Source organism: Maribellus sp. CM-23 (assembly GCF_021354595.1).
Taxonomy (GTDB): domain Bacteria; phylum Bacteroidota; class Bacteroidia; order Bacteroidales; family Prolixibacteraceae; genus Draconibacterium.
Genome location: NZ_JADWYJ010000009.1, coordinates 71,070 through 85,701, shown reverse-complemented (window position 1 = coordinate 85,701; position 14,632 = coordinate 71,070). Strand labels below are relative to the sequence as shown.

Genomic DNA, 14,632 nt, shown 5'->3' with positions numbered 1-14,632 from the left:
TGCTTTAGTTTTGCCCGCTTTTCAATTTTACGAACGCTAACAAAACTAAATTGAATGCCTATGGAATAACAACGGTCTTAATTAATTATTGGGTTTTTCAACCTATTCAAATTTTCACTTACCTCTAATCATTTTCTGTACATACACTAGTATTAAGAATAAACTAATATTTATGAAAGAAAGACAAATTTTAAGAATGCAAAATCTACCTCAATTGATAAAAGGGGTACAACTGTCATTTCTTATCCTTTGCATCAGCTCCCTAAGCTTGTTTGCACAACAGGATAAAACAATCACAGGGAAAGTAACATCTGAGACTGGAGAAACACTACCAGGTGTTACAGTTATGGTAAAAGGCACAACAACGGGCACTGTAACCAATATGGACGGAAATTACACTCTGAAAATTTCCGAAAGTGTTTCAACTCTTACGTTTTCTTATGTGGGAATGCTTTCTCAGGAAGTAGCTATCGGTAATAGAACTTCGATAGATGTTGTAATGAAAGAAGACATCCAGGGGCTGGAAGAAGTTGTTGTGGTGGGTTACGGTATTCAAAAGAAAGAAACCCTGACAGGGGCTGTATCACAAATCAGCGGAGAAGAAATCAGTAACCGTGTGTCTCCAAATATCGTTACGGCGCTGCAGGGAACCATTCCAAACGTTAACGTGGGAGTTACGAATCAGGGAGGTGAACCCGGAGCGAGCCAAAGTATTAATATCAGGGGTTTTGCTTCACTGTCAGGTGGTAGCCCACTTATCATCGTTGACGGAGTGGAAGGTCAACTTGATAATATCAACCCTGCCGACGTTGAATCGGTATCGGTTCTTAAAGATGCTGCAAGTACGGCAATTTATGGTACCCGTGCTGCTTTTGGTGTTATTAATATTACCACCAAAAGGGGGAAAAATACTGACGGAAAAGTTTCATTTACCATCAACTCAAATATCGCAATGAATGCCCCAACTGTCCTGCCCGAGTTCGCCAATTCGGTTCAGGATCTGGAAACAAGAAATCTTGCCTTTGTCAATGCCGGGCAGGCACCCTATATTCCACAAGAGACAATTGACCGGGCAAAGCAATATCTTGAAAACCCGGGAAGTATTCCGGTAACCATTCCCAACCCCGCTAATACAACTCAATGGGGAACATGGACAATAGCTAACGCCAACGAAGATTGGTACAAGGTATTCTTCAAGCCTTGGGCTTATACGCAACAACACAACGTTAGTATGCGTGGTGGTGGCTCTGCTGCAAGTTATTTCGTTTCGGGAAGTATATACGACCAGGGAAGCCAGATGAATTTTGGAGACCACAGCTTCCAGCGTTATAATGTGGTTGCTAACATTGATGCCAAAATTACAGACTGGTTCCAGGTTAAGTTTAACAACCGTTACACACGCCGGAATAAAAATTTCCCTTATACCTACGGGCAAATCGGAGATTATTATCATGCTGTTTCCAGGATGTGGTCAAATTTCCCGGTTCGTGACCCCAACGGGAAACTGCTGCTCAACTCATTGCTGATGCTTGAAGACGGAGGTCGCAGTATTACCAACGAAAATGAACTGGTAAACAGTGTTCAGACGGAAATTGAGCCAATTAAGAATTGGAAGATCAATGCCGACTTTAGCCTTCGCCAGAATTTCGACATGTCGAGCAATCACCTTAAAACGGTGTACAGGACCCTGGTTGACAATGAAACACAAATAAAGGAAGGTGGTACATATCCGAACAATTTTGCTGAAACCATGTCGTCAGACTATTTTAACAGCAACAACATTTACACCTCGTACAACCTTAAAGTGAATAAACACGACGTGGTTTTCCTGGCAGGTTGGCAGAATGAGTTGTACAAATACAACAGCGTTTATGGCCGAAAAGACAACCTGGTAACCGATGAAGTTCCGGCAATTGCCACAGGTACAGGTGAAGACTATACCAATGGAACATCAGGACATTGGGCTACATTAAGTTATTTCGGAAGGATCAACTATAGCTTTGATGACAAATACCTGCTTGAACTAGTTGGCCGTTACAACGGTTCTTCGCGCTTTCCCGAAACCAAACGCTGGTCGTTCTTTCCTGCCGTTTCGGTTGGGTACAACATTGCAAAAGAGAAATTCTGGCAAGGAGCGCTTGCTGAGAAGATCAGCCAGCTGAAGTTAAGAGCATCGTACGGAGAAAATGGTAACCAGGACGTGGCCAACTACCTGTATCTGCCTAACATGGGAATTAACCAAAACCTTTCATGGATCGATGGAAATGAAAGACCGGTTTATGTAACAGCGCCCAGCCTTATTTCGCCCGACGTTACTTGGGAAACAGTGAAAACCACCAACTTTGGTTTTGATGCTGCCATGATGGACAACAGGTTGGGACTATCGTTCGATTACTTCACAAGAGCTACACTCAACATGTTCGGACCAGCTGAAAGTTTGCCCGGAGTGCTGGGAGCATCTGCGCCTAAACGCAACAACGCCGACCTTGAAACCAAAGGTTTTGAAGCACAGCTTTCGTGGAAAGACCAGGTTGATGAACTTAAATACAATGTTCGTTTTACGCTGTCTGATAACACTACCACTATTACGAAGTACAGGAATACTACCGGTACTTTGAGTGACTATTATGTGGGCAGAAAAATCGGTGAGATCTGGGGATATACTTCAGTTGGCCTGTATCAATCGGATGAAGCAGCAGCAGCCGGTCCCGATCAAACTTATTTTTATGCCAAGTGGGGAGCCGGTGATATGGAATATGCCGACCTGAGTGACGACGGAAAAATCGATCGTGGTAACTATACCCTGGATGATCATGGCGACCTTTCGATCATTGGGAATAGCACACCCCGGTTCAATTACGGTATAAACCTTTCACTTGAGTGGAAAAACTTCGATCTTAATGTTTTCGGACAGGGAGTAGCCAAGCGTGATGTTTCGTTGGGCGGAAACCTATTCTACGGTATCGTTGGTAATGTTTGGCAGAGCTCTGTTTTCAAACAGCACCTCGATTATTGGACAGAAGACAATCCGGATGCTTACTATCCAAAACCATACATGACAAGTCAGCATAACAAAAACATTCAGGTACAAACCAGGTATTTGCAGAATGCCGCTTATTTCAGAATAAAGAACGTGCAGTTTGGTTATACCATACCGCAGAAAATCACCAATAAAATCAAGCTGGACTACTTAAGGGTTTACTTTACCGGCGAAAACCTGCTGACCTTCTCGAAAATTGCTGAGATGTTTGATCCCGAAGCCATCAGTGGCGGGTGGGGAAATGGAAAATTATATCCAATTGCAAAAACATTGTCACTTGGTGTGAATGTAAAATTTTAAACAGTTGAAATTATGAAGAAAATACTAAATATTGGATTATTAATCCTGGCAATAGTTACCTTTTCCTGCTCGGATGATTACCTGTCAAGATCTCCTTTGGATAAGATTTCGGAAGCAGATTTTTGGTCAAGTCCCAATGACCTGAAGATATATGTCAATCAGTTTTATACGATGCTGCCTGCCTTTCCGGGCTGGGGTGGAGGTTATCTCTGGGACGACAATAACAGTGACAATATGCACCATTCGGGATATGACTCCAGGTTGGCCGGTTTCAATACCATCAATTCGGGCAGTGGTAACTGGTCTTTTTCCCGTTTGAGAAGCATTAACCTGATGCTGGACAACTACGATAAGGTGGAAGCGCCCGAAAGTCAGGTTAATCAGTTTGTTGGTGAAGCGTACTTTTTCAGAGCCTATTTCTACTTCAACCTGATCAAGAACTACGGCGATGTACCTTGGATTGAGCATACTTTAAATGCCGACTCTGAAGAACTTTATGCAGCGAGAGCACCCCGAAACGAAGTTGTGGATAATATCCTCAGCGATTTGGATGACGCCATTAGCCGGCTTAGTCTTCGCGCTGAAGTGTCAGGCAATAGGATCAATAAAGAATCGGCACTATTGTTGAAATCGCGTGTCGCACTTTACGAAGGTACCTGGGAAAAGTACCATCAGGGGACTGATTTTGGAGTTGCCGGAAGTAATGGACAGAATTATTTAACAGCAGCAGCTACCGCAGCAAAACAACTCATTGATCTGAATTCTGTAAGCCTTTACAATACCGGAAATCCGGGTGTAGATTATGGAAAACTCTTTAACAGCGACGATTTGAACTCGATGAATGAGGTTCTTTTGTGGCGCAAGTACAACGTTGAGTTGGGGCTGGCACACAACGTTCAGCGTTACATCCCACGTTCAGGAGGGGGAACAGGGTTAACAAAATCTTTGATTGACAGCTACCTGTGCACTGATGGTAATCCCATTGCATCAAGCACACTGTATCAGGGGGATCACTCCCTAGAGAACGTTATCGCTGATCGCGATCCACGTCTGAGTCAGATGATTTGGATTCCGGATGATGCAATTGAAATTGTTAACGGCAATGTGGTTGCAAGTTTCGAAAAACCGGCACTTGCAGCAGGTGGTGAAGACCGTAACACAACCGGATATCAGCTAAAAAAAGGAGGTGATCCTACATCTCCTGGTATTCAGGCTGCTGGGCAGGGTATCACTGCTTTACCGATTTTTCGCTTTGCCGAGGCACTGCTGAACTATGCAGAGGCCAAAGCCGAGTTGGGGACGATCACACAAGCCGATCTTGATATGTCGATCAACAAAATCAGGGCACGTGCAGGAATGCCGAACCTGATGTTGAATACCATTACAGCTGACCCCAACTGGCAGTTTCCTGCCTTGAGTCCGGTTCTCAACGAGGTTCGTCGCGAAAGAAGAGTGGAATTTGCCTGCGAAGGTTACCGATTTGATGACTTGGCCCGTTGGAGAGCACATAACTTGATAGTTGGTAAACGCCCGATTGGTGCGTGGTTTGACCAAACTGAGTTTCCTGACCTTGTTGTTGGTGAAACCATTCTTCTCGACGAAAATGGCTACATTGATTATTTGAAAAGCGTCCTGCCATCAGGATGGGGCTTTGATCCAAGTCGTGATTATTTGCTGGCTGTTCCACCAAACGAAATCACACTAAACCCGAATCTGGGGCAGAACCCAGGCTGGGAATAGACTTGAAGCATATGATACTATATTTTTCTCATTGGGTTAAGAGTATATTGTAGTAATGCTCTATTATTTAGATGATTACTTCCCTTTCTTTAGGAAAAGTTTTTTACCTTAAATCCGATTTAGATTAGTTAGGTTAGTTAGAAAAAAGAGGGAGTGTACTCCCTCTTTATTTAAATCAGCTGTTTTGAATCTCAATAATCCGGAACTACTTTCACCGTTACGAGTAAAACTGGTATAAATAACTGAAACAATATGAACTTCAAGATCAATTTTATCATTACCGCCGTTTTTCTTTCTTTGAGCAGTTGTTTAAACTATCAAAAAGAAATAGTTTTTCAATACGTAGATCCCTTAAAAAAGGTATTTCCTGAGTCCTCTTATTTTCCCATGCAAGAAGCTCATGCTGATGTGGCACGCGGAGAAGATGCTGGTTTTCAGTTTGTCATTCGATCAGGATTTGCACTCGAAGATGTTACTGTCAGAGTAGATGAACCAACATTCAACGACATTAAGCTAACGGAGATAAAAACCGGCTTTGTTGGTTTTGTTCCGGTCGATCGGCCTGTTCCCAATCCAGGTCGCGATTATTTAAAAACAGCTTCGGGTTACTATCCCGATCCGATTCTGGATGATATTAGCATGGATATTCCGGCAGGAATGACACAACCTGTTTGGATTACCATAAAAATTCCGCGAGATGCCGCCCCCGGAATTTACAATGGAGATATTACTCTGGTGGCTAAAAAAGGATTACAAAAAATAAAAATTGAAAAAGAAATCAGTATTGAAGTTTTTCAACCGGTAATTGATAAAACCAGCTTGCTGGTAACCAATTGGTTCAGTTTCGAACGTCTTGATTTATTGAACAAGGACAAAAAGCTCGAAAAATTCTCGGATGATTACTGGAAATACGCCAAAATAATGGCAGATATAATGGCCGAATACAGGCAAAATGTTGTGTTGCTTCGGCCACTCGATTTAACCGATTTTAAAGAAGAAGGCAATACCTGGACTTTCGATTTTTCCAACTTCAACCGGATGGTGAAATTAATGGTTGACGCAGGATGCTGCGAATACATCGAAGGAGGACATATTGGCGGCCGCCTGCCGCAAAATTGGATGGGGCCTTTTATCGTAAAAGTGCCTGAAAAAACAGGCGACAAATGGGAAATGAAAGATTACGATATAAATGATGCAGAAGCCCGTAATTTTTACAATCAGTTTTTTCCGGCACTGGTGAAAAACCTGAAAGAAAATGGTTGGCTCGATATTTACTGGCAACACATAGCCGACGAGCCCATCGAATCAAACAAAAAATCGTATGCTGAAATTTCGGAATATGTCAGAAAGCTTATTCCGGAAATAAAAATTATTGAAGCCTGCCATTCCAGTGACCTTGACGGATCAATTGATATCTGGGTTCCCCAGCTTAATTTCCTGAAAGACGATTTTGATTTCTATAAAAAACAGCAGGAAAAAGGGAAAGAAGTTTGGTTTTATACTTGCCTGGGACCACAGGAAAACTTTGCCAATCGTTTTATCGAACAACCGCTGATAAAAACCCGCATCTTGCACTGGATAAATTACCGGTACGGGATTACCGGGTACCTCCATTGGGGATTGAACCATTGGCGTGCGGATGATAATGATCCGTACTCAGTAACAACAGATATGAATTACGCTGGAAATACGCTGCCGGCTGGCGATATGAATATTGTTTACCCCGCAGTGGATAAACTTTTGCCCAGCATTCGGCTCGAAGCCATGCGCGACGGAATTGTGGACTATGAGTTATTAAAAATGCTTGAAAAGAAGAATCCTGATAAAGCAAAAGAAATAGTTCAACAGATGGTATTTGGATTTGATCATTACGATTTAAGTATCCTTCATTTCAGAAAATTACGAAAAGAAATTTTGACGGAACTTTCTGTTCAGTAGTCTCAATCGCATGTTTTTGATGACCAGAAGATGTAAAATTTTAATAAGCTGATATGTTTGCCAAATTTAAACGATACTTAATTTTTGCAGGCTTCCTGTTCATTTTTGTTTTGGCAGGACATGGCCAAAATATACTGCCTACGCCTTATAGAGTGGAAAAGTCAGGCGGATACTTTCTTTTCAGTGATGAACTTTTCATTGGTTTTACCGAACGGGAGCAGGAAGTTGCTGAGTATCTCCGCCAACGATTGGAGCAATACGTAAAAATCTCCGGATCTTCCACAACGGACAATGTCATCCGGTTACAACTGACTGATTTACCTGCTCAGTTCGGGGAAGAAGGTTATCAGTTGCTCGTCAATAAAAAAATGATTGAAATCAAGGCCAATAACGTTTCCGGGCTTTTTTATGGCGTACAAAGTTTCCTGCAGCTTCTACCTGAAAAAGTGCAGGCTGGAAAAGAGTATGCTTTATCCGGATATCAAATTCCGGCAATAGAAGTTCATGACTATCCGAAATATGCATGGCGCAGTTTTATGCTCGACTCTGGACGGCAGTATCAAACCCCGGAATTTATTAAACGCTACCTGGATTATATGGCGATGTTGAAAATGAATGTGTTTCATTGGCACCTGACCGAAGGACAAGGTTGGCGGATTGAAATTAAGAAATACCCGAAGCTAACCGATGTTGGTTCGAAGGTGGCTACAGGAAAAGAGCAGCAAGGATTTTATACACAGGAAGAGATTAAAGATATTGTTGAATATGCCCGGAAGTTACACATTACTGTAGTTCCTGAAATGGATGTCCCCGGACATTCGGAAGCGGCATTGACCGCATATCCTGAGCTAAGCTGTTTCGGAGAGGCTCCAGCAAGCGTGATGAGCTTTTCGGATGTTTTGTTTTGTGGAGGAAGAGAAGAAACATATACCTTTCTCGAAAATGTCCTCGATGAAGTATGTGAGTTATTTCCGTCTTCGTACATCCATTTGGGAGGTGATGAGGCTCCTAAAGGAAAATGGAATCAATGTCTGCATTGTCAGGGAAAAATAAAGCAGGAAGGACTAAAGGACAGTCATGAGTTGCAAATGTATTTTTCCACAAGATTAGCTAATTACCTGCAGACAAAAGAGAAAAAGGTTATTTTCTGGGGCGATGTTATCTATCAGGATAACATCAAATTACCCGATAATGTGATTGTGCATTGGTGGAACTGGCGGGGACACAAAGACCTGGCATTAAAAAACGCGATTCGAAACCGACACCAGGTCATTGCCAATACCAACTATTACACTTATCTGAATTTTCCGGTAAGTCCCTGGTCAAAGTATTCGGCTGACCGGACATTTGATATGCGCACTGTTTACGAAAACAACCCGTCTGATATGGTTGAGCCTGATCCATTGGTTCTTGGTATGGGGTGTGCATTGTGGACGGACTGGTATGTGTGCGAACACATGGTGGATCGGAGAGTTTTTCCCCGAATATTTGCACTGGCTGAACAAATGTGGAGCAGGGGAGAGCGCTTACCATTTGATGAATTTTATCGTATTGTAAAAGAAAAATATCCCGTGTTAAGGGAAAAAGGAGTTGATATTGGTCCTGGTCTGAAAGAAGAAATGGAAGATGATTTTAGTTGGGACTAAAGAATAGTTACACGTAGAGAACAGAAATAGATTGAAGTAATGTCCATACATATATCATTTTTTGAGGACAATTAAATTAAAATGAAATGAGATTAGGAAAAGCAGGTTCACTGGGGTTATTAATAGTGTGTTTGGCGTTTGCGTCGGGCTCTTGCAAGAAGCAGGAAAAACAGCATGCCCGACCCAATATCATATTTATTTTAGCGGATGATTTGGGTTATGCTGAAATTGGCGCATACGGTCAGCAGAAGATTGAAACACCAAACATTGACGGTTTAGCTTCAAGCGGTATCCGTTTTACTGATTTTTATTGCGGAAGTCCGGTTTGTGCTCCGTCAAGAGGAGTGTTGCTCACGGGTCGGCATTCCGGCCAAGCTTACGTGAGGATCAATGATGAAATGGGAGCTACAAAAAAGAACTGGGACTTTCGGGAGGTGATCAAAGATCCTGGACTTGAAGGACAGCGCCCAATTCCGGATACGATTGTAACGGTTGGAGAATTAATGCAACAGGCGGGTTATCGTACAGCTTGCATTGGGAAATGGGGGTTGGGAGGCCCGCTAACCGAAGGGCATCCGAATAAGCAGGGCTTTGATCTTTTCTTTGGTGATATATGCCAGCGGCAAGGTCATAATTACTACAACCTGCATTTGTGGAAAAATGACCAGCAGGTTTTGTTAGATAATGAGTATACCCCGGTTTGGACTCCTTTGGATAAGGATCAGGACCCGCACGATCCGGCAAGTTATGAAAAGTATACTTCCAATGAATACGCTCCGGACTTAATGCTGGATGAGTCGCTTCGGTTTATAGAGCAGAACAAAGCGAATCCGTTTTTCCTGTATTTCGCTCCCATATTACCACATGCACCTTTACAGGTGCCGGCCGACTCAGAATTTTTGAGCTATTACCAGAACCAGTTTGGCGAAGAAGAACCTTACCTGGGACAGAAAGGATATTTCCCAAACCGGACGCCACATGCGACCTATGCGGCAATGGTCAGTTACCTGGATATGCAGGTTGGCAAGTTGATCGAAAAATTAAAACAGGAAGGACTTTATGAAAATACGGTAATCATGTTTACCAGTGACAATGGTCCGACTTTCAACGGAGGAACCGATTCTCCGTTTTTTGATAGTGCCAGGCCTTTTAAGAGTGAATGGGGCTGGGGGAAAGGATTTCTGCGGGAAGGTGGGATCCGTGTTCCTCTAATTGTTTTATGGCCAGGAGTGGTTGCTCCCGGAACTCAAACAGAACATCCATTTGCTTTTTGGGATGTGATGCCCACTTTGAATGAGATTGCGGGGCTTCAAACAGAGGTGGAAACGGATGGCACCAGTTTTCTTCCCACACTAAAAGGAGAGGAGCAAAAGGAGAAAGAATTCCTTTATTGGGAATTTCCGATGAAAGCTTATGGCGGACAACAAGCTGTAAGGATGGGAAACTGGAAAGGATACCGGTCTCAAATGAATGATGGGAATCTGACAATCCAGCTTTTCAATTTGAAAACAGATCCGCAGGAACAGGTTGATCTGGCTGCTGAGCATCCGGAAATTGTAAAACAGATCGAGCAGATTATGAAACAGGAGCATGAACGTTCTAAAGTTCATCCGTTTCCGGTTATTGATTGATAATAATATATTTACCCGAAATAAAATGAAAAACGTATTACTACTTGCAGGATTCTTATTGTTTTTGATGGGATGTTCAACCAATACTCCTCCTGAACGACCTCAAACCTTTGCCGAGGCACCCGACCCGGCTCCCGATACATTAGCAAACTGGTCTGCACTAAAGGCAGGTTTGCATGCTTCTATCGGATCAATTGATTTCCTGTACGAAAAAAGTTCAATACCGAGTTTAGAATCAAAAACAGAATGGAACGGTTTTGCCTGGCGCAACGAGAAAATTTCAGCGCAACTGGTTTTATGGAATAATGAGCCTGCAGGAATTGTTGAATGCCAGTTTGGTGATTTTAAGTCACAAAATGGTGCGGTTTTGCCGGCAGCTATCGCCAAGGCTCGTTTTGTGCGTTATGTATTAACCGATGAGTTTGGACCGGGATGTGGATACCGCAAACCAGAAGATTTTATAGCCCGGACCAGCCCGGATATGCTTGATACGCTTTCCGCTTTTGAAATGGAGGCTCGATCAACCCGCCCGGTTTGGATAACGTTTGACGTTCCTGCGGATGCAACGCCCGGAATCTATACTTCGACCATGCAATTGAAATTAAATGGAAAGAAACATGGTAAGTTTACCTTTAACATAGAAGTTGCAGACCGGGTCCTGCCTGATCCTTCAGAGTGGAAATTTCATCTTGATTTATGGCAAAATCCATACGCAGTAGCTCGTTATCACGAGGTTGAACTGTGGTCGGCAGAGCATTGGGAGCTTTTGCGCCCGGTAATGAAAATGTTAGCCAATGCAGGGCAGAAGGTAGTAACAGCAACCTTAAATAACCGTCCATGGGGAGGGCAAACAGAAGATGAATACAAATCAATGATTGTCTGGGAAAAACAGATCGATGGAAGCTGGACGTACGATTATTCCATATTTGATCAGTGGGTACAATTCATGATGGATTTGGGAATTGACAAACAAATCAGTTGTTATTCAATGGTGCCGTGGGGAAATGAACTATACTACTTTGATGCTTCGGTAGGAGAAGAAATAAAAGTAATTGCAAAAGCCGGAACAAAAGAGTTCGAAGAAATGTGGACTCCTTTTCTGAAAGATTTTCTTGACCACCTTGACCGAAAGGGATGGAAGGAAATTACTTGCATGGCGATGGATGAACGATCACCGGCAGAAATGAATGCGACAATGAAACTGCTGGCTGAAGTGGCTCCTGAATTGGGTGTTGGTTTTGCCGACAACCATTGGAATTATAAAAAATTCCCTGACCAATTGACCGATTTAAGTGTCGCATATGGGGCTGAAATTGAACCGGATATTCGGCAGTATCGTAAAGGAAAAGGCTATTTGTCAACCTGGTATGTGTGCTGTTCTGATGTTTTTCCGAATGTATTTTCATTTTCTGATCCCGGAGAAGCGGCTTTTATTGGTTGGTACACAATGGCTGCCGATTTTGATGGTTTCTTGCGTTGGGCATACAATCATTGGGTTAAAGATCCCTTGATCGATTCTCGTTTTCGTACCTGGCCTGCAGGTGATACTTACATAGTTTATCCAAATGCCCGCAGTTCCATCAGGTTTGAACGTTTGATAGAAGGAATTCAGGATGCAGAGAAAATCAGGATATTAAAAGAAGAGTTTCAAAATAATCAATTAGCAGAAGGAAAGGAAAAGCTTGAACGGCTCAACGGGGTTCTTGAGCAAATGAGGATATCTCAAAAACCGGAAGCTTTTAATGCATTGATGCAAAATGCGAAACTAAGCCTAGAAGATCTTTCCAGATAGTATTATTGAGTGGTAAAGAAGTTATGAAACAACTGTCGATTATAATATTCGCAACAATATCTTTCTTTTTTTGTGCTTCCGTTTCAAAAGCTCAACTAAACGGACGCGTATTTGTAGATACAAACAACAATGGACAAATGGATCCCGATGAGCACAGTGCAAAGAACTGTGTAGTTTCTGACGGTCTTAATGTTGTAAAAACGGATAAAAATGGAAACTTCAGTTTGCCGGGGTGGAGCAAGCAACGTTTTGTAACGGTATACACGGGAGCAGGGTACCGTTGCAGGCAATCTTTCGTTCCCATTTCTGAGTCGCGTGAGGAATATGTTTTCGCCATTACTCCAAAGGAACGCAAAAAGGAAATTCGTTTTGTGCAGATTTCTGATACAGAAACTTATGAGTATAGGGATTGGGTGGATCAGTTAAAACAGTATGCCCAGGTTCATCAGCCTGATTTTATTATTCATACCGGTGATATTTGTTACCAAAGTGGGATGTCTTGGCATGCCGAAAATATCACCACCCAGAAATTTGGAGTGCCAGTCTATTACTGTTTGGGGAATCACGATCTGATCAAAGGAGATTATGGCGAAAAATTTTTCGAAGAGTGTTTTGGCCCGGCATGGTATGCTTTTGAAGAAGCAAATACATTGTTTGTTATTACACCGATGATGAAAGGAGATTATAAACCTTCTTTTAACCGGGAAGACATTGGTGCCTGGTTGAAAAACCTGCTGAAAACTTATCCTGCGGAGCAGCCAAAAATATTCTTTAACCATGATTTGATAACCAACGGTGATGAATTTGACTTCAAGGTAAATGATCATGAAGCAATAAATTTGACTGAATACAACTTGAAAGCCTGGTTGTACGGGCATTGGCACATTAGCATGGTTAAGGAGCATGGCGAGTCGGGCGTGATGTCGTATGGAACCTCAACACTGGCCGCCGGAGGTATCGATCATTCTCCCTCAGGTTTCCGGGTGATTGATGTGGATGAACAGGGAAATACTTCGTCTCATTTTAGATGGACCAATCTCAACAGAGAAATAGAAATTATTAGTCCTCAAAAGAATGTGGCAATACAGAATGCAGCGGGAGAAATTCAGCTGGCTGTAAATGTTTATCATACCGGGGCGGAAGTTGACAGTGTGCGTTACGCTTTTTATGGTGATGAAGGCTTTAGTTGGAACTCAGCACTGGACCAAAGCAAATGGCAAAAGATGGTTCAGGAATCTGATTGGACGTGGGGAACAACATTGACTCCGAAAGAAAGTGATCACTACACTTTGGTAGTGAATGCGTTTTTGCACAGTGGCGAAATTCTCAATGCCAAACATTTTTTTTCGGTTGAACAATCAATAGAGACCGGTGTAAATGGCGATTGGTTTAATCTGGCCGGAAATGCTGCTCATAACCCGTTGGTTAGCGAAGAACATGAAGTGCCGTACCAATTGCAGTGGACCAGCAACATTGGAAGTAATATTTTCATGAGTTCGCCGGTGTTGTATGAAAACATGCTGATTACAGCAAGCTTTGATGACGGGAATGCCAAAGCTTGTTATCTCGTTGGATTGGATGCTGCAAACGGGAAAGAACAATGGCGGTACCATACCCGCAACAGTATAAAAAATCAGGTGGTTGTTGCGCAGGGAATTGTTATCGCAACAGATATGCAGGGAATCACTTATGCTGTTGATGTATTGACCGGAAAAATGATTTGGGAGCATGACCTGAATTATAACCGTTTACCCGGATTTGTTTCGGGTTTGGTTACCGATGGTCAGTTGGTTTACACCGGGTTTGGAAAATCGCTTAGTGCGTTGGATGTATTGTCTGGAGATGTGTTGTGGAGAAATAAGGATTGGGATGGCGGCGAAGGTGCCACTCCTACAATGACGATTGCTGATGATGTATTAATTACATCCAGTCAGTGGAGGGCAATTTATGCCCATAACCTTCGCTCGGGCGAATTGCTTTGGAAAAGAAATGATGAAGGTATGCGGTTTCGCGACGGCGTTTTGAGCTGTATTGATGGTTCGCTTTGGGTAACCGGAAAAGGAAAAGATAAAGCAGTTCCCGGTATTTTGCACCAGCTGGATCTGAAGACGGGGGAGACAATTGCTACTTATGAAACAGGGTTGCAACAAAGCGGAACTTCAGCTCCGATTATTTTGAAGGATCGTTTTATTGTTGCGGGTTCGCATCCGGGAATTGCCGCAATTAGCAGGGAAACAGGTGAGCAGCTCTGGCTTTTTGAGGTGGAACCGGCCTTGCTTTATACACCTTCGTATTATGCCGATCGTCAGCAAAGTATTGAGTCAACGCCCTTGTTAATTGGCGATAAACTGGTTTTCGGAGCAATGGACGGCCAGGTTTATGCCCTCGATGCAGCAAGTGGAAAACTGTTGTGGAAAACCAAACTTGGCGCGCCCGTAATTACAAGTGCAGCGGTAGATGGACAGCGCTTTTATATCTGCGACTTTTCAGGAAATGTGTATTGTTATAGCAGTACAATTAGGTAACAAAATGATTAATTTTCGAT

General features: G+C 42.8%; 7 protein-coding genes. All 7 read left to right on the top strand.

Annotated features, from left to right (window positions below):
• The first annotated feature begins 172 nt into the window (after positions 1-172).
• Complete coding sequence (locus INQ51_RS21845; RefSeq protein ID WP_233380116.1) at positions 173-3,340, top strand: SusC/RagA family TonB-linked outer membrane protein; 3,168 nt, start codon at positions 173-175, stop codon at positions 3,338-3,340.
• A gap of 12 nt (positions 3,341-3,352) precedes the next feature.
• Positions 3,353-5,080 (top strand): RagB/SusD family nutrient uptake outer membrane protein, encoded by a 1,728-nt coding sequence (locus INQ51_RS21840; RefSeq protein WP_233380115.1) that lies wholly within the window; start codon positions 3,353-3,355, stop codon positions 5,078-5,080.
• Positions 5,081-5,332: 252 nt separating this feature from the next.
• Positions 5,333-7,018 carry a DUF4091 domain-containing protein gene (locus INQ51_RS21835; protein ID WP_233380114.1) on the top strand — a complete coding sequence of 562 codons (1,686 nt, stop codon included), beginning with the start codon at positions 5,333-5,335 and terminating at the stop codon, positions 7,016-7,018.
• Positions 7,019-7,071: 53 nt separating this feature from the next.
• Positions 7,072-8,664 carry a beta-N-acetylhexosaminidase gene (locus tag INQ51_RS21830; RefSeq protein WP_233380113.1) on the top strand — a complete coding sequence of 531 codons (1,593 nt, stop codon included), beginning with the start codon at positions 7,072-7,074 and terminating at the stop codon, positions 8,662-8,664.
• Between the two features lie 86 nt (positions 8,665-8,750).
• Positions 8,751-10,295 carry an arylsulfatase gene (locus INQ51_RS21825; RefSeq protein ID WP_233380112.1) on the top strand — a complete coding sequence of 515 codons (1,545 nt, stop codon included), beginning with the start codon at positions 8,751-8,753 and terminating at the stop codon, positions 10,293-10,295.
• A gap of 25 nt (positions 10,296-10,320) precedes the next feature.
• Complete coding sequence (locus INQ51_RS21820) at positions 10,321-12,087, top strand: DUF4091 domain-containing protein (RefSeq protein WP_233380111.1); 1,767 nt, start codon at positions 10,321-10,323, stop codon at positions 12,085-12,087.
• A gap of 23 nt (positions 12,088-12,110) precedes the next feature.
• Positions 12,111-14,612 carry a PQQ-binding-like beta-propeller repeat protein gene (locus INQ51_RS21815; RefSeq protein WP_233380110.1) on the top strand — a complete coding sequence of 834 codons (2,502 nt, stop codon included), beginning with the start codon at positions 12,111-12,113 and terminating at the stop codon, positions 14,610-14,612.
• The last annotated feature ends 20 nt before the right edge of the window (positions 14,613-14,632 follow it).

Coding starts and splice junctions, on each gene's coding strand:
- INQ51_RS21845 (WP_233380116.1), top strand. CDS start 173: ATGAAAGAAAGACAAATTTTAAGAATGCAAAATCTACCTCAATTGATA.
- INQ51_RS21840 (WP_233380115.1), top strand. CDS start 3,353: ATGAAGAAAATACTAAATATTGGATTATTAATCCTGGCAATAGTTACC.
- INQ51_RS21835 (WP_233380114.1), top strand. CDS start 5,333: ATGAACTTCAAGATCAATTTTATCATTACCGCCGTTTTTCTTTCTTTG.
- INQ51_RS21830 (WP_233380113.1), top strand. CDS start 7,072: ATGTTTGCCAAATTTAAACGATACTTAATTTTTGCAGGCTTCCTGTTC.
- INQ51_RS21825 (WP_233380112.1), top strand. CDS start 8,751: ATGAGATTAGGAAAAGCAGGTTCACTGGGGTTATTAATAGTGTGTTTG.
- INQ51_RS21820 (WP_233380111.1), top strand. CDS start 10,321: ATGAAAAACGTATTACTACTTGCAGGATTCTTATTGTTTTTGATGGGA.
- INQ51_RS21815 (WP_233380110.1), top strand. CDS start 12,111: ATGAAACAACTGTCGATTATAATATTCGCAACAATATCTTTCTTTTTT.